Annotated in this window: 20 protein-coding genes; 15 read left to right on the top strand and 5 right to left on the bottom strand. The window is 61.7% G+C overall.

Annotated features, from left to right (window positions below; all coding sequences use genetic code 11):
- Positions 1 to 146 precede the first annotated feature (146 nt).
- The 8 genes from GA0061100_RS04525 to GA0061100_RS04560 are packed head-to-tail and all read left to right on the top strand — an operon-like array spanning position 147 to position 9,292.
- Entirely contained in the window at positions 147 to 2,465 is a 2,319-nt protein-coding gene (locus GA0061100_RS04525) for a bifunctional salicylyl-CoA 5-hydroxylase/oxidoreductase (protein WP_075851496.1), read from the top strand.
- 7 nt (positions 2,466 to 2,472) lie between these two features.
- Entirely contained in the window at positions 2,473 to 3,252 is a 780-nt protein-coding gene (locus GA0061100_RS04530) for an SDR family NAD(P)-dependent oxidoreductase (RefSeq protein ID WP_075851497.1), read from the top strand.
- 3 nt (positions 3,253 to 3,255) lie between these two features.
- Positions 3,256 to 4,107, top strand: a complete 852-nt coding sequence (locus GA0061100_RS04535; RefSeq protein ID WP_075851498.1) for an enoyl-CoA hydratase family protein — start codon at positions 3,256 to 3,258, stop codon at positions 4,105 to 4,107.
- Between the two features lies 1 nt (position 4,108).
- Complete coding sequence (locus GA0061100_RS04540) at positions 4,109 to 5,293, top strand: acyl-CoA dehydrogenase family protein (RefSeq protein WP_075851499.1); 1,185 nt, start codon at positions 4,109 to 4,111, stop codon at positions 5,291 to 5,293.
- A gap of 8 nt (positions 5,294 to 5,301) precedes the next feature.
- The gene (locus GA0061100_RS04545) at positions 5,302 to 6,489 is read left to right on the top strand and encodes an acyl-CoA dehydrogenase (protein WP_075851500.1); all 1,188 of its coding nucleotides are present in this window, start codon (positions 5,302 to 5,304) and stop codon (positions 6,487 to 6,489) included.
- A gap of 8 nt (positions 6,490 to 6,497) precedes the next feature.
- Positions 6,498 to 6,929, top strand: coding sequence for an acyl-CoA thioesterase (locus GA0061100_RS04550; protein WP_075851501.1), 432 nt, complete (start codon positions 6,498 to 6,500; stop codon positions 6,927 to 6,929).
- On the top strand, positions 6,907 to 7,302 hold the full coding sequence (locus GA0061100_RS04555) for a RidA family protein (RefSeq protein ID WP_075851502.1): 396 nt from the start codon (positions 6,907 to 6,909) through the stop codon (positions 7,300 to 7,302). The genes GA0061100_RS04550 and GA0061100_RS04555 overlap by 23 nt, the downstream gene beginning before the upstream one ends.
- 22 nt (positions 7,303 to 7,324) lie before the next feature.
- On the top strand, positions 7,325 to 9,292 hold the full coding sequence (locus GA0061100_RS04560) for a 3-hydroxyacyl-CoA dehydrogenase NAD-binding domain-containing protein (RefSeq protein WP_075851503.1): 1,968 nt from the start codon (positions 7,325 to 7,327) through the stop codon (positions 9,290 to 9,292).
- A gap of 18 nt (positions 9,293 to 9,310) precedes the next feature.
- Here GA0061100_RS04560 and GA0061100_RS04565 read toward each other — a convergent pair whose 3' ends face one another.
- The 3 genes from GA0061100_RS04565 to GA0061100_RS04575 form a co-directional block, all read right to left on the bottom strand.
- Complete coding sequence (locus GA0061100_RS04565) at positions 9,311 to 10,522, bottom strand: adenylate/guanylate cyclase domain-containing protein (protein ID WP_075851504.1); 1,212 nt, start codon at positions 10,520 to 10,522, stop codon at positions 9,311 to 9,313.
- Between the two features lie 155 nt (positions 10,523 to 10,677).
- Positions 10,678 to 11,580, bottom strand: a complete 903-nt coding sequence (locus GA0061100_RS04570; protein WP_075851505.1) for an SDR family oxidoreductase — start codon at positions 11,578 to 11,580, stop codon at positions 10,678 to 10,680.
- A gap of 86 nt (positions 11,581 to 11,666) precedes the next feature.
- The gene (locus tag GA0061100_RS04575) at positions 11,667 to 12,407 is read right to left on the bottom strand and encodes an SDR family oxidoreductase (RefSeq protein ID WP_075851898.1); all 741 of its coding nucleotides are present in this window, start codon (positions 12,405 to 12,407) and stop codon (positions 11,667 to 11,669) included.
- A gap of 122 nt (positions 12,408 to 12,529) precedes the next feature.
- Between GA0061100_RS04575 and GA0061100_RS04580 the strand changes: the two genes are divergently transcribed.
- The 3 genes from GA0061100_RS04580 (at position 12,530) to GA0061100_RS04590 (ending at position 15,492) form a co-directional block, all read left to right on the top strand.
- Positions 12,530 to 13,441, top strand: a complete 912-nt coding sequence (locus GA0061100_RS04580; RefSeq protein WP_075851506.1) for a LysR family transcriptional regulator — start codon at positions 12,530 to 12,532, stop codon at positions 13,439 to 13,441.
- A gap of 137 nt (positions 13,442 to 13,578) precedes the next feature.
- Complete coding sequence (locus GA0061100_RS04585) at positions 13,579 to 14,925, top strand: LLM class flavin-dependent oxidoreductase (RefSeq protein ID WP_075851507.1); 1,347 nt, start codon at positions 13,579 to 13,581, stop codon at positions 14,923 to 14,925.
- Positions 14,926 to 14,949: 24 nt separating this feature from the next.
- Positions 14,950 to 15,492 (top strand): carboxymuconolactone decarboxylase family protein, encoded by a 543-nt coding sequence (locus GA0061100_RS04590; RefSeq protein ID WP_075851508.1) that lies wholly within the window; start codon positions 14,950 to 14,952, stop codon positions 15,490 to 15,492.
- 182 nt (positions 15,493 to 15,674) lie between these two features.
- Here the strand turns inward: GA0061100_RS04590 and GA0061100_RS04595 are convergent, their stop codons facing one another.
- Positions 15,675 to 16,103, bottom strand: a complete 429-nt coding sequence (locus GA0061100_RS04595; protein ID WP_075851509.1) for an OsmC family protein — start codon at positions 16,101 to 16,103, stop codon at positions 15,675 to 15,677.
- 210 nt (positions 16,104 to 16,313) lie between these two features.
- Here GA0061100_RS04595 and GA0061100_RS04600 point away from each other — a divergent pair, with 210 nt between their 5' ends.
- The gene (locus GA0061100_RS04600; protein ID WP_075851510.1) at positions 16,314 to 17,579 is read left to right on the top strand and encodes a glycerate kinase type-2 family protein; all 1,266 of its coding nucleotides are present in this window, start codon (positions 16,314 to 16,316) and stop codon (positions 17,577 to 17,579) included.
- Positions 17,580 to 17,599: 20 nt separating this feature from the next.
- Here GA0061100_RS04600 and GA0061100_RS04605 read toward each other — a convergent pair whose 3' ends face one another.
- Entirely contained in the window at positions 17,600 to 17,782 is a 183-nt protein-coding gene (locus tag GA0061100_RS04605; protein ID WP_075851511.1) for a hypothetical protein, read from the bottom strand.
- A 275-nt stretch (positions 17,783 to 18,057) separates the two neighbouring features.
- Here GA0061100_RS04605 and ggt point away from each other — a divergent pair, with 275 nt between their 5' ends.
- The 3 genes from ggt (at position 18,058) to GA0061100_RS04620 (ending at position 23,286) form a co-directional block, all read left to right on the top strand.
- Entirely contained in the window at positions 18,058 to 19,800 is a 1,743-nt protein-coding gene (ggt, locus tag GA0061100_RS04610; protein ID WP_075851512.1) for a gamma-glutamyltransferase, read from the top strand.
- Positions 19,801 to 20,150: 350 nt separating this feature from the next.
- On the top strand, positions 20,151 to 21,605 hold the full coding sequence (locus GA0061100_RS04615) for an MFS transporter (protein ID WP_075851513.1): 1,455 nt from the start codon (positions 20,151 to 20,153) through the stop codon (positions 21,603 to 21,605).
- Between the two features lie 127 nt (positions 21,606 to 21,732).
- Positions 21,733 to 23,286: a VOC family protein gene (locus tag GA0061100_RS04620; RefSeq protein WP_075851514.1), complete on the top strand. Its 1,554-nt coding sequence runs from the start codon at positions 21,733 to 21,735 to the stop codon at positions 23,284 to 23,286.
- Positions 23,287 to 23,309: the final 23 nt, after the last annotated feature.

Below are 23,309 nucleotides of genomic sequence, written 5' to 3' on the forward strand. Positions count from 1 at the left end.
AAAGATAATTTCCAGTTTTCGTGGTAATGTGGCCACCGGTCGGCCGTCTATGCCGGCGGAAAAACCCTTGACGAATGGCCGTGACGAGATATTTTAAGTTTAAATGATTTCGAGATCGGCTCCGGCCTGAAGAGGAGGGAAAAGCGATGCGCATCGTCTGTATCGGCGGCGGCCCTGCAGGGCTCTACTTCGCGCTTCTGATGAAGAAGCTCCATCCGGAACATTCGATCCGCGTCGTCGAGCGCAATCGCCCCTATGACACCTTCGGCTGGGGTGTCGTCTTCTCCGACGCGACCATGGTTTCGATGCGCGAATGGGACCCGGAGAGCGCGGCCGAAATAGAAGACGCCTTCAACCATTGGGATGATATCGAAGTCCTGTTCAAGGGCACGCGCCAGCGCACATCGGGCCACGGCTTCGTCGGCATCGGCCGCAAGAAGCTTCTGAACATCCTGCAGAAGCGCTGTGAGGCGCTGGATGTCGAATTGATCTTCGAAACCGACGTCAATTCCGATCTCGACTATCCGGACGCCGATCTCGTGATCGGTTCGGACGGCCTCAATTCGAAGATCCGCAATCATTATCCCGAGATCTTCCAGCCGGATATGATCACCCGGCCGAACCGCTATATCTGGCTCGGTACCAACAAGCTGTTCGACGCCTTCACCTTTGATTTCCGCCGCACCGATCACGGCTGGTTCCAGGCGCACATCTACAAGTTCGACGACAAGACCTCGACCTTCATCGTCGAGACGACCGAAGAAGCCTATCTCGCCCACGGCCTCGACAAGATGGATCAGGACGGCTCCATCGCCTTCTGTGAAAACCTGTTCTCCGAAGTGCTCGAAGGCGCCTCGCTGATGACCAACGCCCGCCATATCCGTGGCTCGGCCTGGTTGAACTTCAACCGCCTGATCTGCGGCAAGTGGAGCCATTTCAACGGCAACTCCCATGTCGTGCTGATGGGCGATGCAGCCCATACCGCCCACTTCGCTATCGGTTCCGGCACCAAGCTTGCCATCGACGACGCGATCGAACTGACCCGGCAATTCCAGATCCACGGGCACGAGAAGGACAAGATACCGGCCGTCCTTGAAACCTATGAGGAAATCCGCCGCGTCGACGTCGCCCGCATCCAGAATGCCGCCCGCAATGCGATGGAATGGTTCGAGGTCGTCGGCCGCCGTTACGCGGATACGCTCGAGCCGCCGCAATTCATGTATTCGATGCTGACCCGATCGCAGCGCATCAGCCACGAAAATCTGCGGCTGCGCGACAAGACCTGGCTCGAAGGCTATGAGCGCTGGTTCGCCGAGAAATCCGGCCTTGCCGTCGGCAACGATCGCTGCCTGCCGCCGATGTTCACGCCTTACCAGCTGCGCGATATCAAGCTCGTCAACCGCATCGTCGTCTCGCCGATGGCAATGTATTCGGCTGAGAATGGCGTGATGAACGATTTCCACATCATCCATCTCGGCTCGCGCGCGCTTGGCGGCGCCGGCCTGATTTTCGCGGAAATGACCTGCGTCACCCCGGATGCCCGCATCACCCCCGGCTGCCTCGGGCTCTGGAACGAGGAGCAGGCGGCGCAGTGGAAGCGGCTCGTCGACTTCGTTCATACGAGCAGTGCCGCCAAAGTCGGCATCCAGATCGGCCATGCCGGACGCAAGGGTGCGACGAAACTTGCCTGGGAAGGCATCGACCAGCCGTTGGCCGAAGGCGAATGGCCGCTGATCTCCGCCTCAGCCGTTCCCTACCTCAAGAACAGCCAGGTGCCAAAGGCCATGGATCGCGCCGATATGGCGCGCGTCAAGGCCGATTTCATTCGTTCGACGGAACTGGCGGTCGAGACCGGCGCCGACTGGCTGGAGCTGCACTGCGCTCACGGCTATCTGCTGTCGAGTTTCCTGTCGCCGCTGACCAACCTGCGCGACGACGAATATGGCGGCAGCCATGAAAACCGCGCGCGCTACCCGCTTGAAATCTTCCATGCGATCCGCGCTATCTGGCCGGCGGACAAGCCGATCTCGATCCGCCTGTCCTGCCATGACTGGACGGACGGCGGCAACACGCCGGAAGATGCGGCGATCTTCGCCCGCATGTTCAAAGACGCCGGCGCCGACCTCATAGATTGCTCTTCGGGCCAGGTCTCCAAGCAGGAAAAGCCCGTTTACGGCCGCCTGTTCCAGACGCCCTTCTCCGACAAGATCCGCAACGAAATCGGCATCCCGACGATTGCAGTCGGTGCGATCTCCGAGGCCGATCATGCCAATTCGATCATTGCCGCCGGCCGCGCCGATCTCTGCGCCGTCGCCCGCCCGCATCTGGCGGACCCGGCCTGGTCGCTGCATGAAGCCGCCAAGATCGGCCTGACTTCCATTCCCTGGCCGAAGCAATATCTTTCCGGCAAGACTCAGTATGAAACCAACCTCGCCCGTGCAGCCACCGCAGCACCAGCGAAATGAGGATGAGATGACGACTTCGGGCAAACTCGCCGGCCGTCACGCCCTCGTCACCGGGGCCGGCAGCGGCATTGGTGCCGCGATCACCAGGGCGCTTGCCGCTGAAGGTGCGCATGTCAGCCTCGCCGGTCGTCGCAGAGAGCCGCTGGAAGCGGTTGCCGCCGAGATCGGCGCGCATGCTTTCGTGATCGATGGCTTCGATGTCACCAACCCCGAAGCCGTAGCCCAAGGTCTTGCCAAAGCGCGCGAAAAATTCGGCCCCGTCGATATTCTCATCAACAACGCCGGCGAAGCGCCGAGCGCGCCTTTCGAGAAGACAAGTCTTGAGGCCTGGAACCACGTCCTCTCGGTGGACCTGACGGGTGTTTTCGTGGTGACGCAGGCAGCCCTTCCCGACCTGAAAGCCCGCGGCCACGGCGCGCGCATCATCAACATCTCCTCGACGGCTGGTCTGAAGGGATATGGCTACGTCTCGGCTTACGTGGCCGCCAAGCATGGCGTCGTCGGGCTGACCCGCTCGCTGGCGCTGGAACTGGCGAAAACCGGCATCACGGTCAATGCCGTCTGCCCCGGTTTCACCGATACGCCGATCATCCAGCGTTCGATCGAGACGATCGTCGCCAAGACCGGGCGCACGGTCGAGCAGGCGCTGGGCGAATTCACGAAATCCAATCCGCAGGGACGGCTCGTCAAGCCGGAAGAGGTCGCCGACGCCGTGCTTTGGCTCGCCTCACCGGCCGCGGCATCGATCAATGGACAGGCAATAGCGGTTGCCGGTGGGGAGGTTTGAGGGATGAGTGATCTAGATATGACGGTGAAGGGTCACCTGAAGCCCTTCAAGGATTATAAGCCGGAGCATTTCCTCTGGGATGTCGGCGAAGACGGCCGCGTCGCCACCATCCGCCTGAACCGTCCCGAGCGTAAGAACCCGCTGACCTTCGACAGCTACGCCGAATTGCGCGATCTCTTTCGCGACCTCGCCTATGCCTCCGATATCCGCGCCATCGTACTGACCGGCGCCGGCGGCAATTTTTCCTCCGGCGGCGACGTCTTCGAAATCATCGAACCATTGACCCGCATGGCGATGCCGGAGCTTCTGGCCTTCACCCGCATGACCGGCGACCTCGTCAAGGCGATGCGCAAATGCCCGCAGCCGATCATCACGGCGGTCGACGGCATTTGCGCCGGCGCCGGCGCGATCCTTGCGATGGCCTCGGATCTGAGGCTGGCAACGCCGGAAGCAAAGACGGCCTTCCTCTTTACCCGTGTCGGTCTGGCCGGCGCCGATATGGGCGCCTGCGGCATCCTGCCCCGCATCATCGGCCAGGGCCGCGCCGCCGAGCTTCTCTTTACCGGCCGCTCGATGACGGCAGCGGAAGGACAGGCCTGGGGCTTCTATAACGGCTTGCACTCCAGCACCGATCTGGAAGCTGAAGCGGTCAGGCTCGCCCGCTCGCTGGCCGATGGTCCCTGGTTCGCCCATGGCATGACCAAGACGATGCTGAACCAGGAATGGGCGATGGGCATCGAGGAGATGATCGAATCCGAAGCGCAGGCACAGGCGATCTGCATGGCGACACAGGATTTCCGTCGCGCCTTCGAAGCCTTCGCCGCCAAGCGCCGACCGGAATTCCAGGGGGATTAAGGTGGTATCAACGTCAAGCAGCCTCCCCGGCCCGACCCGCGATCATCTGGATTGGCCCTTCTTCGAAGAGCGTCATCATCACTACGCTGCCGAAGTCGATGCTTTCGCAAAGTCAGGCTTCATGGCTTCGATCGATCACGCCGATGTCGATGGCGCGTGCCGCAAGCTGGTCAAGGCGCTGGGCGAAGCCGGGCTTCTGACCGCCGCGACTGGCTCGTCGGACAGCGAACCGCTGATCGATTCCCGCATGGTCTGCCTCGCCCGCGAAACGCTCGCCTGGCATGATGGCCTTGCCGATTTCGCCTTTGCCATGCAAGGCCTCGGTACCGGCGCCATCGGCCTGTCCGGTTCGCCCGAGTTGCGCGCGGCCGTTCTGCCCAAGGTGCGCTCGGGCGATTGGCTTTCTGCTTTCGCGCTGTCGGAGAAGGATGCCGGCTCCGATGTGGCCGCGATGAGCTGCGCCGCCCGTCTTGACGGCGACCACTATGTCCTCGATGGCGAGAAGACCTGGATTTCCAATGGCGGCATTGCCGACGTCTACACCGTCTTCGCCCGCACCGGCGAAGCGCCTGGAACCCGCGGCATATCCGCATTCGTCGTCTTTGCCGACGATCCCGGCTTCTCGATTGCCGAACGCATCGAGGTGATCGCGCCGCATCCGCTGGCAACGATCCGTTTTGAGAACTGCCGCATTCCCGCGTCGCGCCGTCTCGGCGCAGCTGGCGAAGGCTTCAAGATCGCCATGCGCACGCTCGATATCTTCCGCGCCTCGGTCGCCGCTGCAGGCCTCGGCTTTGCCCGCCGGGCATTGGATGAATCGCTGGCGCACGCACGCGCACGTCCGATGTTCGGCGCCGCCCTTGCCGACCTTCAGTTGACGCAGGCCGCCCTCGGCGATATGGCGACCGGCATCGACGCGGCGGCATTGCTCACCTATCGGGCAGCCTGGCGTCGAGACGTGCAGCGCTTGCCGACGACGCGCGAAGCAGCCATGGCCAAGATGACGGCGACGGAAACCGCGCAAAGCGTCATCGACCGCGCCGTCCAGCTCTTTGGCGGACGCGGCGTGAAATCGGGCGAGATAACGGAAAAACTCTATCGGGAGATCCGCGCGCTTCGCATCTATGAAGGTGCGACTGAAGTTCAAAAACTCATCGTTGCGCGCGAACTTCTTAAAACAAATTGATGGGAGATATGCACATGAGCCGCGAGATTTTTGACTGGGCAGACCCGTTCCGGCTGACCGAGCAGCTGAGCGACGACGAACGCATGGTGCTGGATACCGCGCATTCCTACGCACAGGAAAAGCTCGCGCCCCGCGTCCTTGATGCTTTCCGCCACGAAAAGACCGATCCGGCGATCTTCCGCGAAATGGGTGAGCTCGGCTTGCTTGGTCCGACGATCTCCCCGGAATATGGCGGCGCCGGCCTCAGCTATGTCGCCTACGGCCTGATAGCCCGCGAAGTCGAACGCGTCGACAGCGGCTACCGCTCGATGATGAGCGTTCAGTCGTCGCTCGTCATGGTGCCGATCGAAACCTTCGGCTCGGAAGCGCAAAAGCAGAAGTACCTGCCGAAACTCGCAACCGGCGAATGGATCGGCTGCTTCGGCCTCACTGAGCCGAACCACGGCTCCGATCCCGGCTCGATGGTCACGCGCGCAAAGAAGGTCGACGGCGGCTACAGCCTCACCGGCGCCAAGACCTGGATCTCGAACGCACCGATCGCCGATGTCTTCGTCGTCTGGGCCAAGACCGAGGATGGCCTCATCCGCGGCTTCATCCTCGAAAAGGGCTGGAAGGGCCTGTCCGCCCCCGCCATCCACGGCAAGGTGGGCCTGCGCGCATCTATCACCGGCGAAGTCGTGATGGATAATGTCTTCGTGCCGGAAGAAAACCTGATGCCGAACGTATCCGGCCTCAAGGGTCCCTTCACCTGCCTCAACTCCGCACGTTTCGGCATTGCCTGGGGTGCGCTCGGCGCCGCCGAGGATTGCTACGCCAAGGCGCGCCAGTATGTGCTCGACCGCAAGCAGTTCGGCCGTCCCCTTGCCGCCAACCAGCTGATCCAGAAGAAGCTTGCCGACATGGTGACCGAGATCACGCTCGGCCTGCAGGGCTGCCTGCGTCTCGGCCGCATGAAGGAAGAAGGTCATCCGCCGGTGGAACTCACCTCCATCCTCAAGCGTAACAGCTGCGGCAAGGCGCTGGATATCGCTCGCGCCGCCCGCGACATGCTGGGTGGTAACGGTATCTCGGATGAGTTCGGCATTGCGCGCCATCTCGTCAACCTCGAAGTGGTCAACACCTATGAGGGCACGCACGATATCCACGCCCTCATCCTCGGCCGCGCCATCACCGGCATTGCCGCTTTTTCGAACTGAGGCCCGCCTTGGCGTTCAAGACCACCAGACCCCTGCGTTTTGGAGATTGCGATCCCTCCGGGATCGCCTATTTCCCCTCGTATCTGAACATCCTCGTCGGGGTGCTGGAAGACTATTTCGCCTCGATCGGCTTTCCCTGGCGAAAGCTGATCGACGACCGCCGCATCGGTGTCCCCACCGTGCGGCTCGACCTGACCTTCGTGAAACCCGGCCTGCAGGGCGACGACCTCGAATTCGTGCTTTCAGTGCACGGCGTCGGCCGCTCCTCGCTCGATCTGGAACATCAGGTCTCGGCAAACGGCCATGTGCTGTGGACGGCCAGACACCGTGTCGTCGCCACCTCGCTCGATACGCATACATCAATGGAATGGCCGGATGACATCCGCGCTGCGCTGACCTCTCATCTGGAGACGACCGATGCACACCATCCTGCAACCTGAAGGCTGGGCCAAGCCGATCGGCTATGCCAATGGCGTAGCGGCGACGGGCCGCACGGTGTTCGTCGGCGGTCAGATCGGCTGGAATGCCGCCTGCGAATTCGAAAGCGACGATTTCGTCGAACAGGTGCGCCAGACATTGAAGAATGTCGTCGCCATCCTCGCCGAAGGGGGCGCCGAGCCGAAGCACATCACATCGATGACCTGGTACTTCACCGACAAGCAGGAATATCTCGGCAACCTGAAGGGGCTCGGCCAGGCCTATCGCGAGATCATCGGCCGGCACTTCCCGGCCATGGCTGCGGTGCAGGTGGTCGCTCTCGTCGAGGATCGCGCCAAGATCGAGATCCAGGCGACCGCGGTCATCCCGGAGTAACATCGGACAGGCGGGGAACATTATGTCGGCATTGCGCTTTTCGGACACCATCTCGGCGGCGCTGGCCGACGGGATCCTTGTCGTCACCATCGACAACGCGCCCGTCAACGCGCTCTCGGCGGATGTCCGGGCCGGCCTGATGGCCGCGTTCGATCATGCCGAACAGAGTGCGGATGTCGCCGGCGTCGTACTGACCGGAGCGGGCAGCAGCTTCATCGGCGGCGCCGACATCAAGGAATTCGGCAAGCCGCCGATCGAGCCGCATCTTCCTGATGTCATCTCCCGCATCGAAGCCCTTGGGAAGCCGGTTGTCGCCGCGATCAATGGGGTGGCGCTCGGTGGTGGCCTGGAAGTGGCGCTTGCCTGCCACCGCCGCCTCGCCGCGCTGACTGCGAAGCTCGGCCTTCCCGAAGTCAAGCTCGGCATCGTGCCGGGTGCCGGCGGCACGCAGCGCCTGCCCCGGCTCACCGGCATCGCCGCCGCCATCGATATGATCGCCAATGGCCGCATCATATCCGCCGCCGAGGCGCTGAAACTCGGCATCATCGATGGCGTATCAGGCGGTGCGCTGCTCATCGACACCATCGCGGACATCAAGGCAATAGACGCCTCCAGCTTGCGCCGTACCGGCCCTTTGTCCGTCCCTTCGGAAACGCTCGAAGCCGTCGACAAGGCCGCAGCGGACGCATTGCGCAAGGCGCGCGGCCAGCGCGCACCCGCCGAGGCCGTCCGTCTCGTCCGTTTCGCCGCAACCGCTCCATTCTCGGAGGGGCTGGCGGAGGAACGCCGTACCTTCATCGCGCTTCGCGACAGCGAAGAGGCCGCAGCATTGCGCCATGTCTTTTTCGCGGAGCGCGCCGCCGGCAAGGTTGAGGGACTGGAGGCCGTTGCCCCGCGCAAGATCGAAACCGTCGGCATCGTCGGCACGGGCCTGATGGGCTCGGGCATCGCCGTCTCAGCACTCAACGGCGGCTACCGCGTCATCGGCGTCGAGCAGAATGCCGAAGCGGCAGCAAAGGGCCGCGACCGGATCGCAGGTCTGCTCGACAAGGCCGTGCAATCCGGCCGTCTCGACGCTGCCGGTCGTGAGGACCGCGTGAGCCGGTTGACCGTCACGGCAGACATGCAGCAACTGGCGCAGGCCGACATAATTATCGAAGCTGTCTTCGACGATCTCGCCGTCAAGACCGAACTCTTCCAGCGCCTCGATACGATCGTTCGCGCCGATGCGATCCTTGCGACCAATACCAGCTATCTCGACCCAGATGTTATCGCCGCCGCAACACAGCGGCCCGAACGGATTGTCGGCCTGCATTTCTTCTCGCCGGCTCACATCATGCGGCTGCTGGAAGTGGTGAACTGCAAGAAGACGGCGCCGGACGTGCTGGTAACAGCTCTTGGCCTCGCAAAACGGCTCGGCAAGCTGCCGATCGTCTCCGGCGTCACGGAAGGCTTCATCGGCAACAGCATCTTCTCCGCCTATCGCCGCGAGGCGGAATACATGGTCGAGGATGGCGCCTCCCCACAGGAAATCGATGCAGCTCTGGAAGCCTACGGTTTCCCGATGGGGCCGTTCGCCGTCTTCGACATGGCCGGTCTGGAGATCGCCTGGGCGCGCCGCAAGCGGCAGGCCGTAACCCGCGATCCGGCCGAGCGCTATGTCGTCATCGCCGACCGGCTCTGCGAAGCCGGCCGCTTCGGCCAGAAGACCGGCCTTGGCTGGTACGCCTATCCCGACGGCAAGCGTACCGTCGATCCAACGGTGACCGAGATGATCGACGCCGCCCGCGCCGAGAAGGACATCGTGCCGAAGCGCTTCACCGCAGACGAAATCGTCAGCCGCCTGTTGAAGGCCATGGTCGATGAAGGCAACGCCCTGCTTTCGCGAGGCATCGCCGCACGCGCGAGCGATATCGACCTCGTCATGATCAACGGTTATGGCTTCCCTTCAAGCAAGGGCGGACCGATGTTTGCAGCAGGACGTCGCTGAAAACGGCTGCTCAGACTATCAGGCGGCCGAAGAGAGCAGTGTAAACAGTTCCTGCGGCCGCTTGACGCCGCGCAGCGCGTAACGGCCGACGGAGACAAGATCATTGCTCTGCTGACCTGACAATGCCTCGACGAAATTCGCCGACATCAGAATGTTGCGGTCGGCCGACCGGCACATCGAGGCGATGCGGCTGACCTCGTTGACTGCAGGACCGATGACGGTGAAATCCAGCCGGTCCATACTGCCGATATTGCCATAGAAGACATCGCCGATGTGCAGGCCGAGATAGACCTCGGTCACGGGCCTGCCTTCGATCTGACGCTGCGAATTGAGATCGCGCAGCCGCTGACGCAACAGCGATTCCGCCATCAGCGCAGCAGCACAGGCATCGGCGGAATTCCGGGCCTTGAAGATCGCCAGCGTACCGTCGCCGATCAGCTTCAGCACATTGCCGCCCGCCTCGTGGATCGAGGAGATGACTGCATCCGCATAAGCATTCAACATCGGGATGATTTCGTCCGGCTCCGCCGTATCCGAGATGCGCGTGTAGTTGGCGAGATCGGAAAACCAGAGGGCCGCCGAGATGCGCTCCGTCTTACCTCGGGTTATCTTGCCTTCAAGCACATGTCGAGCCGCATCCTCGCCGAGATAGACTTCGGCAATGGTACGGGCGATGCGGCTCATGCCGGTGCATTTAATTGCCAACGCCAGCGCCGGCGTCAGCTTACGCAGCACGCGTAAATCCTCCTCCGGGAAACCCACTTCGGCTGCCGTGGCAAAGTTGGAATAGAAGCAATCCATCTCACCGATCGTACCACCCTCTTCGAAGCGGTGGATCATGGCGATGTAGTCGGTGTGGCCGTCAGCCAGCAGCGTGTCGAGCCCGTAGAAATCCGTCGGTTCTCCGAAGCCGATCCGCCGACGCACCTCGTCGTCACCGGTCGTCAGCATGTGATAGAAGGCGGAACGCTGCCAGTTTTCGGAGGCGATCCCCTGATGAGACGGGCCATATTCGAACTCGCGTTCGATCACCTGATTGCCGTCCCAGCGGAAGGCGCGGCCCTCATAGACCGGGTGCAGCGTATCCATCAGCGCCATGGCCCGATCAAGCTTGAGGCCATGCAGACAGCACTGCTCGCAGAAACCCGAGAGGATATCGACTTCCGTCATACCCTTGAGGCCGGCCTGCATGAGCCAGCTGGCAATTTCGCCAATGTCCTTCGCGTCCATGGATATCTCCCGACCCTCTGAAGGAATCGCTTTAGTACGAAAATCTAAGGCTTGGAATGCTGTACAACGCAAAATAGCCCTGATGCACGCAAGAGATCGCCGCTTCTGTGGCACAGAAGCGGCGATTTGACACGTTCGAGGGATGAGCGCGAGCCTCAGGCCTTTGCGTGTGGCTTCAAGAGATCCTCCAGACCGATGCGCCGGAAGAGCTCTGCGCGAACCCGGTCGGCAACACCGTTGACGATCTCTGCGCCATCCTCTGAAGGATCTATATGGGTACGCAACGGCCGAGTGCCAAACGGCATATCGATGACATCGACGATTGCGGCGGCAACCGAGGCTGCATCGGCATCGGCCGGTTCCAGCGAGGCCAGCCCCTTCAACGCCAGGTCGGGAACGCCGGCATAGGGACCGTTGTCATATTCGGCGGCGCGCACCTTGTCGGCCGGTGAGCCGGAATGGGCAAAGTGGTTTGTCCCCTTCGTGAAGGCGCCGGGAACGATGATGGCGGTCTCGATGCCCCAGCGTGTCAGCTCGGAAGCGTAGGATACGGCAAGCGAATCCATGGCGGCCTTGGCTGCGAAGTAAGGCGAGAGGTAGGGCGGCGTGCCGCCGCGCGTGCTGGACGAGGAGACCCACACGACCAGCCCCTTCCCTTGCCTGCGCATGTGGGGCAGCACGGCGCGATTGACGCGCTGGGTGCTGAGCACGTTGATGTCGTAGAGTTCGGCGAACTGCTCCGGCGTGAAGGCCTCGGCCGGGCCGAAGGACATATGGCCGGCATTGTGGATGATGGTGTCGATGCGGCCCTGCCCGGCGATGACGGCGGCAATGCCGGCTTCCACCGACGCGTCCGATGCGACATCGAGCTCGACGGTTCTAAGATCGACGCCGCTCTCCTTTGCAAATGCCGCTGCCGCCTCGACCTGCGCCGCATTGCGCCCTTGGGTTTCGCGGATGCCCGCATAGACCGTATGCCCTGCCTTGGCGAGAGCGCGTGCCGTCAGAGCGCCGAAGCCGCTCGACGCGCCAGTGATTACGATGACTTGCTTGCTCATGGTCGTGTTCCTTTACTGGATTGGCCATTGTTGACGATTGATGCGATGGGAGGTCGGCGGCAGGCACTACCTGCCGCCTCGTTGGCTCAGATCATGCCGCCATTGGCGCGCAGCGTCTGACCGTTGATCCAGCCGCCGTCCGGGCCGACGAGGAAGGAAACGGTGGCGGCGATGTCCTGGGGCGTGCCAAGGCGCTCCAGCGGGTTCATCTTGGCCATACGGTCGATGAGTTCATCGCTCTTGCCGTTCAGGAACAGATCGGTGGCTGTCGGGCCGGGAGCAACCGCATTGACCGTGATCGAGCGGCCGCGCATCTCCTTCGCCATGATGCCGGTCATGAGCTCGACCGCTGCCTTCGTCGCGGCATAGACGCCATAGGTTTCGAGCTTGAGGCCGACGATGCTCGTCGAGAAGTTGACGATACGGCCGCCGTCGCGCAGGCGCTTGCCGGCTTCGCGCAGGGTGTTGAACGTACCCTTGAGGTTGATCGCGATGTGACGGTCGAAATGTGCGTCGTCGGCATCGGCGATCTTGGCAAGCTGCATGATGCCGGCATTGTTGACGAGGACGTCGACGCCGCCGAAGGCTGCTTCGGCCGCATCGAACATGCGACGCACGGCCTCGACATCGGAAACATCGGCTTTCGCGGTCAGCGCCTTGCCGCCCTTTTCCTCGATCTTGCGGGCGAGCTCCTCGGCGGCGGCCTCGCTGCCGGAATAGTTGATGACAACGGTGAAGCCGTCCTCGGCCAGGCGCTCGGCGATCGCTGCGCCAATGCCGCGGGATGCGCCGGTTACGATCGCTACCTTTTTGGAATTGCTGCTCATTTTCCTCATCCTTCGTTGGATTGCGCCGCAGCGCGTTTCGATGAGGAGAAGATGCCCCTTTTCCCAAGGCGGATAATCGGCCATAAATCGGCATCACTATCCGAAATTAGCGAACAAATAATATGGACCGATTCGATGCCATGCGCGTGTTCTGCCGGGTCGTGGAGCGGCGCAGTTTCACGCTGGCGGCCGAAGACACCGGCCTACCCCGCTCGACGGTGACGGATGCCATCAAGCAGCTCGAGTCTCGGCTCGGCATACGCCTGCTGCAGCGAACGACGCGGCATGTCAGCCCGACGCTCGATGGCGAAGCCTATTACCAGCGCTGCCTGCGTATCCTTTCGGATATCGAGGACGCCGAAGGCGCCTTTGCCGGCGCAAAGCCGAAGGGGGTGCTGCGCGTCGACGTCCATGGAACGCTCGCCCGGCACTTCGTCCTGCCGAACCTACCGTCCTTCCTCGAAACCTACCCCGATATCGAATTGCAGATCACGGAGGGCGACCGGTTCGTCGATCTCATCCGCGAGGGGATCGACTGCGTGTTGCGCGTCGGCACGCTGCAGGATAGCGACATGATCGGCCGCCGCGTTGCCATGCTGGAGGAAGTGACGCTGGCGGCACCTACCTATATCGAACGTTTCGGCATACCAGCCCATCCCGACACACTCGACGGCCATCGCATGGTCGGGTTCCGTTCGTCCGCAACGGGCGGGCTGCTGCCGCTGGAATTCCAGATCGACGGCGCCGTGCGCGAAATCACCCTGCCGGCGACCATTTCCGTCAACGCGGCCGAGAGCTATTTCGCCGCCGCCAAGCTCGGCCTCGGCCTGATCCAGGTCCCGCGCTACCACGCCGAGGAAGCATTGCGATCACGTGAGCTGCTGCATGTTCTTCAGGACTATCCGCCGACGCAAACGCCTGTCTCGATGCTCTATCCGCGCAGCCGCCAGCTTTCGCCACGGGTTCGGGTGTTCATAGATTGGCTCACCAAGGTTTTCGCCAGGCAGAACAGCCCGGAAATGCTAGCCGGATGAATATTCTGCGAAAGCGATCAAATAAACGAAATCGGCTCTTTGAATGTGCGGCCGGCACGCCTACGTCGTAATGCATCATTGCGCTGGCGATGCCGTTTGGACGTCGTGACAGCCTGACGATTTTCGAGAGAGAGCCGATGACCGAACAGAAGCAATTGAAGCTCGGGGCCTTCATGCGTCCCGTCAGCCTGCATACCGGTGCCTGGCGTTATCCTGGCGCCTATCCGGACGCCAACTTCAATTTCCAGCATATCAAGAGCTTCGCGCAGGAACTGGAAAAGGCGAAATTCGACGCCTTCTTCATGGCCGATCACCTGGCTGTCCTCAATATGCCGATCGAGGCTCTGAAGCGCAGCCACACCGTGACCTCCTTCGAGCCCTTCACCCTGCTTTCGGCGCTCGCTGCCGTCACCGACCGGATCGGCCTCGTCGCCACTGCCTCCACCACCTTCGACCTGCCCTATCATATCGCCCGCCGCTTCGCCTCGCTCGACCACATCAGCGGCGGTCGTGCCGGCTGGAACATCGTCACCACCTCCAATCCCGATGCTGCCCTCAATTTCGGCCTGGAAGAGCATATGGAACATGGCGAGCGCTACCATCGCGCCCGCGAATTCTACGATGTCGTCACCGGCCTCTGGGACAGTTTTGCCGATGACGCTTTCCTCCACGACGCCGAAAGCGGCATCTTCTTCGATCCGGAGCGGATGCATGTGCTTGGGCACAAGGGCGAGGAGCTGAGCGTTCGCGGCCCGCTCAACATCGCCCGCCCGCCGCAGGGCTGGCCCGTGATCGTGCAGGCAGGGCAATCGGATGCGGGCCGCCAGCTCGCCGCCGAAACCGCAGAAGCGGTCTTCGCAGCGCCCCGCAATCTGGCGGACGGCAAGTCGATCTTCGCCGATATCAAGGGACGAATGAAGGCGATCGGCCGCAACCCGGATCATCTGAAGATCCTGCCCGCCGCCTTCATCGTCGTCGGCGACACGATCGAGGAAGCGAAGGCGAAACGAGCAAAGCTCGACAGCCTCGTGCATTACGATAGCGCGATTGCATCCCTATCGATCGCGCTGGGACACGATGCATCCAAATTCGATCCGGACGGCCCGCTGCCAGAGATTCCGGAGACCAATGCCAGCAAGAGCGGCCGCGAACGCGTCATCGCGCTTGCCGAAGCCGAAAAACTCACCGTACGCCAGCTTGCCCAGCGTCTCGGCGGCTATGCCGGCCTCGCCTTCGTCGGCACGCCTGAGAGCATTGCCGACGAGATGGAACGGTGGCTGCATGAGGAAGGCTCCGACGGTTTCAACGTCGTCTTCCCCTTCCTGCCTCAAGGTCTGCTTGACGTGACCACCCGCGTTGTTCCAGAGCTGCAGCGCCGCGGCATCTTCCGTCGCGACTACGAAGGCACGACATTGCGCGAACACCTCGGCCTGCCGCGCCCGGAAAACCGCTTTTTCAAGGCTGCCGCCGACGCCGCGCAGTAAGAGAGCCCAGCAAAAGAGACTGACATGAGCCATATCACGCCGATCGACTATGAGACCGCTTCCGACGCCGTGCGCGCCGAGCACGATCGCGAAGTGCAGCTGCGCGGCCGCATGACCAACATGAAGCGGACATTGCTGCACTCGCCTGTCGCACATCGGATCTATGCGGAATGGTTTCCCCTGCGCGAAGAGCTGCGCCCGGAGCTCGACGATCGCGCCGTCTGGCTGCTTTGCCATGCCATCGCGATCGAATGCCGCTCGATCATCCCGGTCGGTTTCTTCCGGCGGGCACTCATCAATGCCGGCCTGACGCCAGAAACGATCGTCCCGACAGAAGACGAAGCCCTGCTGATCGAATTCGGGAAAGCAATTGCCAGGGATTCCAATGCCATTCCAGAGGAGATCTGGGCGCGGTTGAAGGCACGCTACGACGAGCCGACGCTTGCCAACCTCGTCGCCTTCGCCGGCATCATGATCGCGACGGCGATCTACAACAATGCCGTGAAGGTGGATATCGATCCAGAGCTTGGGCCTTATCTTGAAGGATTTGAGTTTCCGGCGAAGTGACGAAGTAGCCCCTCACCCTAGCCCTCTCCCCGCACGCGGGGAGAGGGGACTATTCCGGTAACTCGCTTAACTCTGCAGCAAAAGAGGGACGGCGCTGGTGCAGCTATCCCCTTCTCCCCGTCAAAACGGGGAGAAGGTGCCCGACAGGGCGGATGAGGGGCTTTCACCACCCAATCCAAAACTCACCCAGAAATCGTCGTCGAAAACTGCGGATTGCCGCGGATCGTGTTGCTCACCGTGCAGATCTCATCCTCGGCGGCATGCGCGATGGCATTGCGGATTTCATCGCCGAAATCGCCCTTGATGGTGAAGGCGATGTTGAATTTCTCGACGCGGGACAGGCCTTCTGTGGCCTTTTCGCCTGTGACGACAGCGGTGACTTCGGTAAGCTTGTCGAGCACGCCGAGGCTGCTCGCCGCCATGCGGGCGCTAAGAACCAGGCAGGCCGACAGCGAAGAATAGAGCAGATCGAGCGGGTTGAAACCGGGCTGCGACGGTGAGGTCACGATGTCGATCTCGCCGCCCGTCACCGAGGTCACATGCGGAAAACCAGTGCGGCCGACCGTGGCGGTAGCACCCGTCTGCCTCGTCTTCACTTTCAGTTCGGCCATGTCGAAAATCCTTGAAATAAAAGCGGGAAACTCTCTCCCTCTACATAGGGATTCATCGCGCGGGACACAATTGCAGTTCCCGCCCCTTGCGTCTTCCAGCCAGTTAAGCCACCAAATGGTTACAGGCTCTTAGAGCAATTCCAGGAAAAGTGCGTAGCGGTTTTCCGTCCGGAATTGCGTACAAACGCTCTAGCAGACAGGCAGTTCGACATGACCGTTTCCGATCCCCGCGCCTTCCTGACCTCGCTGTTCGATGCCGCCGTTCGCGCCGCCGATCCGCTGACCGGCATCCGTGCGCATCTGCCGAAAAAGCCGAAGGGCCGGACGATCGTCATCGGTGCCGGCAAGGGTTCAGCCCAGATGGCGGCCGCGCTGGAACAATGCTGGGATGGTCCGCTGGAAGGTCTGGTGGTGACGCGATATGGCTTTTCCGCCCCCTGCCGCCAGATCGAGATTATCGAAGCTGCCCATCCGGTGCCGGATGAAGCAGGTCTCGTTGCCTCCCGCCGATTGTTGAAACTCGTCGAGGGCCTGACGGAGGATGATCTGGTGATCGCCCTGATATCAGGCGGTGGCTCGGCGCTGCTGCCCTCGCCGGCCGGTGCGCTGAGCCTTGCAGACGAGATCGCCGTCAACAAGGCGCTGCTTGCCTCAGGCGCACCGATTTCGGCAATGAATGTCATTCGCAAGCACCTGTCGACCATCAAGGGAGGCCGCCTGGCAGCCGCTGCCCATCCTGCCAAGGTCGTCTCTCTCGTCGTTTCGGATATCCCCGGCGACGATCCTGCTTTGGTGGCCTCCGGCCCCACCGTTCCGGGTGCGGGCACGCGCGCCGACGCGCTCGACCTTATCCGCCTCTACCGCATCGAACTGCCTGCGGCCGTTCTCGCCCATATCGAGAAAACCGAAGCCGATGCTCCCCGCCCGGACGATCCGCGCTTTGCCGGCAATGAGGTCCATCTCATTGCATCCGCCGGCGTCTCTCTGGAGGCCGCTGCCGAGGTGGCGCGTGCTGCCGGTATCGAAGCCGCCATACTCTCCGATGCCATCGAGGGCGAAGCGCGCGAGGCCGCGCATGTACATGCCGCCATCGCCCGCGAAGTGCTTCATCGCAACCGTCCCTTCGCCAAGCCGATCGTGCTTTTGTCCGGCGGAGAAACGACGGTGACGCTGAAAGGCAAGGGTAAGGGCGGGCGAAACTCGGAATTCCTGCTGTCGCTGGCGATCGACATCGACCGCCACACCGGGATTTATGCCATGGCCGCCGACACGGACGGCATCGACGGCAGCGAAGACAATGCAGGCGCCTTTGCCGATACGGGTACGGTGGCGCGGCTGCGCGAGGCGGGAATGGTGCCGGCCGAAATGCTGGCAAACAACGATGCCTGGACCGCCTTCAACGCGATCGGCGATCTCTTCGTTCCCGGTCCGACCGGAACGAACGTCAACGACTTTCGCGCCATCCTGATCGTGTAATCATCGGAAGCGGTCGTGACTTAGACGATGGCGGTGCAATCGTCACAGCGCCAATAGGCGGCTGCAGTCGATACCCACCGGAGGAAATGCCGGCTGCAATGATCGCACTCGATTTCGACGACATGCGTCCTTTCGCCGACGATCAACGGCCTCGTCTTGATCCTGCGCTCGCTCTTCCATTGATCGAGCTTCGTCACGGCCATGATTACCCTCCACGCAATACTCGCCTCGACAAGCAAAAATCTAAAATAGGCTCAACTAATAAAATAAATCTTGCAAGTGCGAAGCACGCTTCTGCGCGGTGAGAAGGTCGAAATTATTCGCAGTAGTGCACGAAAGACATAGTGCTTCGGATTCCGGCCTGTGGCCCGATCGCTCCGTTAAAAAATTGTGACAGCGGATATCGCCATTTTCGCGCGTGACACCATGTCATCTCAGGGCGATTTCCACCAAGACAATAATGGGAGACACATTCATCATGCGCCACTTCCGCCAGCGGGCGATTTCGTCGGTAACCCTGGTCACATTTGCTCTCTTTTCCGTCACCGCCAGAGCTGCCGCGCCGCCACCGGTCGAGGCGGAGCATGGCATGGTAGTCACGGCTCAGCATCTCGCCACCGATGTCGGCGTCGAGGTGCTGAAAAATGGCGGCAATGCCGTCGATGCAGCCGTTGCGGTCGGCTATGCGCTGGCCGTCGTTTATCCCACAGCCGGCAATATCGGCGGCGGCGGTTTCATGACCATCCGCATGCGCGACGGAAAGACGGATTTCCTGGATTTCCGCGAGCGCGCGCCGCTGGCCGCTACCAAGGGCATGTATCTCGACGACAAGGGCAATATCGTCAAAGGCGCAAGCACGGATGGCTATCTCGCCGTCGGCGTCCCCGGCTCGGTCATGGGCTTCGAGACCGCGCGCGAGAAATACGGCACGAAATCCCGCCAGGATCTGATGGCGCCAGCCATTCGCTACGCCAAGGAAGGCTTCACGCTGAACCAGGCTGATGCCGCCGAGCTGAATGAGGGCAAGGCGTGGCTGTCGCGCGATCCGGCCACCGCAGCGATCTTCACCAAGGCGGATGGAAAACCCTTCGCGACGGGCGACAAGCTGATACAGCCTGATCTCGCCAACGCCCTATCAGGCATTTCGGATCAGGGGCCGGACGGCTTCTACAAGGGACCTGTCGCCAATGCCATCGTCAAGGCAAGCCAGGACAAGGGCGGCATTCTCGCAAACCAGGATTTCGAACAATACAAGGTTCGCGAACTCGAGCCCGTGAAATGCAATTATCGTGGCTATGAGATCGTTTCCTCGCCACCGCCCTCATCGGGCGGCGTTATCATCTGCGAAATCCTCAATGTGCTGGAAGGCTATCCGCTCTCCTATACTGGTTACGCCTCGGCAGACACGGTGCATTACATGGTCGAAGCCATGCGCTACGCCTATGTCGACCGCAACTCGGCGCTTGGCGACCCCGACTTCGTCGACAATCCTGTCAGCAAGCTGCTGGACAAGGCCTATGCCCAGAAGATCCGCGACGGCATCTCGCCCTATAAGGCTGGCGTTTCCAAGGATCTGATGCCGAAGGGCCTCGGCGAAAGCCACGAGACGACGCATTATTCGATCATCGACAATGACGGCAATGCCGTCGCCGTCACCTATACGCTGAACGGCTCGTTCGGCGCCGGCGTCGTCGCGCCCGGCACGGGCATCCTCTTGAACAACGAGATGGACGATTTCACCTCCAAGCCCGGCGTGCCCAACCTTTACGGCCTGGTGCAGGGCGAAGCCAATGCCATCCAGCCGAAGAAGACGCCGCTGTCCTCCATGAGCCCGACGATCATCGCCAAGGACGGCAAGCCCTTCATGGTGATCGGCAGCCCAGGCGGCTCGCGCATCATCACCATCACGCTCGAAGCGATCATCAACGTCATCGATTTCGGCATGAACATTCAGGAAGCAATCGACGCGCCGCGCATCCATCACCAATGGCTGCCGGACAAGGTTTACATGGAACCGCGTGCGCTTTCGCCCGATACGATCAAGCTTTTGACCGGCATGGGCTACACGGTTCAAGTCGACAATAGCTGGCCGATCTGGGGTCAGGCAGCCGGCATCCTTGTCGGCGGCAAGAGCCTCAGCGACATCGCCAAGGGCGGAGGCGCCCGCTACAACGGCGCCATAGACAGTCGCGCCGGCTCCGGGTTGGCAGCTGGCTATTGATCGCTACCCCTCAATACCGATGAATCAGACCGGTGCCACCATCGTCGGCGCCGGTCTTCTTTAGGCCAGCCGGCCGCCAAAACGCGCACATTATCTTACGCGAAAAAACCAAGCGTGAGCATTTCGGCGCGATATCGCGCCTATTCATTCACCTCACGTTCATTTGATGCCGTTTGCCCCTGCATGCGCGTCATTTTTTTCATCCCATCAATCAGATTTGCGATTTCTCATATGGTAATCGCACGCAAGCGGGAGTATACAAGCCGCCGTTCAAATAGGCCTTCGCGCCATGACCAGACTTGCGGTTCTGTCTTAGGACCCCTCCGCACCATCGAGAGCGATCCCCGACAATGTCGGACCAGATATTCCAGGCCGCCCCCACCCGGCGGGCCGCACCGAATTTTCGTGTAGTAGCACTTATCGTAGCAAGTGCGATGTTCATGGAACAGCTTGACGCGACCGTGCTCGCAACAGCCCTTCCGACCATGGCGAGAGACTTCAGCGTCAGCGCGCCGGCCATGAGTATCTCGCTGACATCCTATCTCCTCAGCCTCGCAATCTTCATTCCCGCGAGCGGCGCCATCGCAGACCGCTTCGGGTCGCGCACCGTCTTCCGATCCGCCATCGCGGTTTTCGTTCTTGGCTCGCTTCTCTGCGCACAGGCGCCAAACCTCTTCTTCCTTGTCCTTGCCCGGCTTCTGCAGGGTCTCGGCGGCGCCATGATGCTACCGATCGGCCGTCTCGTGCTGATGCGCAGCGTCGCACGCAAGGACATGGTCAACGCCATGTCCTGGCTGCTGATCCCGGCGCTCGTCGGCCCTATCCTCGGCCCGCCGGTCGGCGGCCTGTTCGTCACCTACCTCGACTGGCGTTGGATCTTCTACATCAACGTGCCGATCGGTATCATCGGCTTCATCCTCGTGAGCATGTTCATCGAGGAGGTAAAGGGTCCTCGCACGGGCCGCTTCGATCTATCAGGCTTCATTCTCTCGGGGGTTTCGCTCGGTTCGCTGCTCTTCGGCTTCGAAATGTCGAGCCGCGAGGGCGAAGGCTATCTTGCCGTCTTCCTGATCTCCATCGGCCTGCTCTTCGGCATCGCCTATCTGCGCCATGCCCGCAAGCATCCGTCACCGATCATGGATTTCTCGCTGATGAAGATGCCGACCTTTCGGACATCGGTCATCGCCGGCTCTCTGACGCGCATCAGCCAGGGCGCTCATCCATTTCTCATTCCCTTGATGCTGCAGCTAGGTTTCGGCCTTTCGGCCGCCGCCGCCGGCCAGATCGCCATCGCGACCGCAGTCGGTTCGATGGCGATGAAGCCGCTGCAGGTGCGCATCCTGCGCACGCTCGGCTTCCGCACCGCGCTCATCATCTTCGGCCTGATCGGCACGCTCGGCTATGGCATGTGCGCCATCTTCAAGCCCGATTGGCCGCTGCCCGTCATCTTCGTGATCCTGTTCTTCTGCGGCTTCTTCATGTCGTTCCAGTTCTCGGCCTACAACACGATCGCCTATGACGAGATCGAGCGCGACCGGATGAGCACCGCGACCAGCTTCTATTCGACCTTCCAGCAGCTGATGCTTTCCCTCGGCATCTGCGTCGCCGCCCTTGCCTTACATGGTTCGATGCAATTCCGCGGCGCTGAGAAAGCCCAGATGATCGATTTCTCCGTCGCCTTCATCGTCGTGACGGCGATTGCGCTTCTTGCGGTGATCTGGAACGCCAGCTTTTCACGCACGGCTGGCTCGGAGCTGAGCGGCCATCGCCATAAATCGCGGGGAGACAGCCTCGGCGAGCACTGAGGCTCGCCGCCGGCCAACTCAGCAATAGCGACTTTTGTGAACAGTGCCTCCACAGACGGCACATTGCATTGAACAATGGCCCTGACCTAAATAGCGACCAGAACGAAAGAACAGTCTGGAGCATCCCATGGTCGCCGGCATCCATCACATCACGCTGATCACCCGCAAGGTCCAGGCGAATGTCGATTTCTACGTCGGCTTCCTCGGCATGCGTCTCGTCAAGCGCACCGGCGGCTTCGAGGACGCCACGCAGCTTCATCTCATCTATGGCGACGCCACGGGATCGCCCGGCTCGCTGGTTACCTTTCTCGTCTGGGAAGACGGTTCGCCCGGCCGCGCCGGCGTCGGTCAGGTGGGCGAAATCTCGCTTGCCATAGATCCGGCCAGTATCGGCTTCTGGCTGACGCGTGCGTTAAGCGCCGGTCTCAAGCCGGAAGGTCCCTCCGAGGAATTCGGCGAACCTGTTCTGCGGCTGAAGGATCCGGACGGCGTCATCGTTAAGCTTGTGGGGACCAATGCTTTGCAGGCAACGGCTCCATGGACGAGCGATACCATTCCGCAGGAGCATGCGATCCGCCGCATCCGCGGCGCGACGCTATTCAGCGAAACGCCCGAGGAGACGCAGGCGATTTTGGTCGATCATTTCGACTACCGGCCGCTTGCCACCAGCGGAGCGATCAGCCGGCTCATCTCCGTATCGGGCGATATCCTCGACATTCGCGATGCACGCGGCTTCTGGGCCAGTGCTCCGGGCACGGGCACGGTCGATCACGTCGCCTTTCGGGCCAGCGACGATGCGGAATTGCAGTCGGTCCATACCGCGCTGCAGGCAATCGATTCCGGGCCAACGACGATGCATGACCGCAAATATTTCCGCTCGCTCTACGTCCGCGAGCCCGGCCGCATCCTGTTTGAACTCGCGACGGATGCACCCGGCATGTTGATCGACGAGGACGAGGCAACGCTTGGCACGCGCCTCTTCGCCCCCGGCGACAGCCCGAAGCTTTTGGCTGAGCTGAACGTGATCCTGCCGCAGTTCTCCATGCCCGGCGAACCGCGCGTCATCTATCGCGATCTGCCCTTCATCCATCGCTTCTTCACGCCGGAGCAGCCGAACGGCAATGTCTTTGTCCTGCTGCATGGCTCCGGTGCCAACGAAACGACGATGCTGCCGCTCGGTCACAAGATCGACCCCGACGCGACCTTGCTTAGCGTGCGCGGCCGCGCGCTCGAGGAGGGCGCGCCGCGCTGGTTCCGCCGCAATGGGCCGATGTCTTTCGATCAGGCCGATATCGCCAGCGAAGCCGAAGCCTTCGCCGCCTTTATCGATGGCGCAGTGCATGCCTACGGGATCGATCCAGATCGCATCGTCTATATCGGTTATTCGAACGGCGCCAATCTGCTGAACGCCATGCTGTCGCTGCACCCGCATCTCATCCGCCGGGCTGTGCTGCTGCGCTCCATGGCTACGCTCGAAAATCCGCCGGTAGTTGATATGTCCGATGTCGAGGTGCTTGTGATTGCCGGTGAGAAGGACCTGTACGGCCCATACGCTCAGCCGCTCGCCGAACGGCTCCGCGATGGCGGCGCCAAGGTCGAACTTGCAACGGTTCTTGCCGGCCACGAGTTTGACGATGGAGATGTATGGGTCGTTCAAGAGTGGTTGAAGCGCTCAAGTTGAGCGCTTCAACGGTATCAGCTTGC

This window comes from Martinezella hainanensis (assembly GCF_900094555.1).
GTDB lineage: Bacteria > Pseudomonadota > Alphaproteobacteria > Rhizobiales > Rhizobiaceae > Rhizobium > Rhizobium hainanense.

Excerpts from the sequence above, each read along its gene's own strand:
- GA0061100_RS04525 (WP_075851496.1), top strand. The coding sequence starts at position 147 with ATGCGCATCGTCTGTATCGGCGGCGGCCCTGCAGGGCTCTACTTCGCG.
- GA0061100_RS04530 (WP_075851497.1), top strand. The coding sequence starts at position 2,473 with ATGACGACTTCGGGCAAACTCGCCGGCCGTCACGCCCTCGTCACCGGG.
- GA0061100_RS04535 (WP_075851498.1), top strand. The coding sequence starts at position 3,256 with ATGAGTGATCTAGATATGACGGTGAAGGGTCACCTGAAGCCCTTCAAG.
- GA0061100_RS04545 (WP_075851500.1), top strand. The coding sequence starts at position 5,302 with ATGCACATGAGCCGCGAGATTTTTGACTGGGCAGACCCGTTCCGGCTG.
- GA0061100_RS04555 (WP_075851502.1), top strand. The coding sequence starts at position 6,907 with ATGCACACCATCCTGCAACCTGAAGGCTGGGCCAAGCCGATCGGCTAT.
- GA0061100_RS04560 (WP_075851503.1), top strand. The coding sequence starts at position 7,325 with ATGTCGGCATTGCGCTTTTCGGACACCATCTCGGCGGCGCTGGCCGAC.
- GA0061100_RS04565 (WP_075851504.1), bottom strand. The coding sequence starts at position 10,522 with ATGGACGCGAAGGACATTGGCGAAATTGCCAGCTGGCTCATGCAGGCC.
- GA0061100_RS04570 (WP_075851505.1), bottom strand. The coding sequence starts at position 11,580 with ATGAGCAAGCAAGTCATCGTAATCACTGGCGCGTCGAGCGGCTTCGGC.
- GA0061100_RS04575 (WP_075851898.1), bottom strand. The coding sequence starts at position 12,407 with ATGAGCAGCAATTCCAAAAAGGTAGCGATCGTAACCGGCGCATCCCGC.
- GA0061100_RS04580 (WP_075851506.1), top strand. The coding sequence starts at position 12,530 with ATGGACCGATTCGATGCCATGCGCGTGTTCTGCCGGGTCGTGGAGCGG.
- GA0061100_RS04585 (WP_075851507.1), top strand. The coding sequence starts at position 13,579 with ATGACCGAACAGAAGCAATTGAAGCTCGGGGCCTTCATGCGTCCCGTC.
- GA0061100_RS04590 (WP_075851508.1), top strand. The coding sequence starts at position 14,950 with ATGAGCCATATCACGCCGATCGACTATGAGACCGCTTCCGACGCCGTG.
- GA0061100_RS04595 (WP_075851509.1), bottom strand. The coding sequence starts at position 16,103 with ATGGCCGAACTGAAAGTGAAGACGAGGCAGACGGGTGCTACCGCCACG.
- GA0061100_RS04600 (WP_075851510.1), top strand. The coding sequence starts at position 16,314 with ATGACCGTTTCCGATCCCCGCGCCTTCCTGACCTCGCTGTTCGATGCC.
- GA0061100_RS04605 (WP_075851511.1), bottom strand. The coding sequence starts at position 17,782 with ATGGCCGTGACGAAGCTCGATCAATGGAAGAGCGAGCGCAGGATCAAG.
- ggt (WP_075851512.1), top strand. The coding sequence starts at position 18,058 with ATGCGCCACTTCCGCCAGCGGGCGATTTCGTCGGTAACCCTGGTCACA.
- GA0061100_RS04615 (WP_075851513.1), top strand. The coding sequence starts at position 20,151 with ATGTCGGACCAGATATTCCAGGCCGCCCCCACCCGGCGGGCCGCACCG.
- GA0061100_RS04620 (WP_075851514.1), top strand. The coding sequence starts at position 21,733 with ATGGTCGCCGGCATCCATCACATCACGCTGATCACCCGCAAGGTCCAG.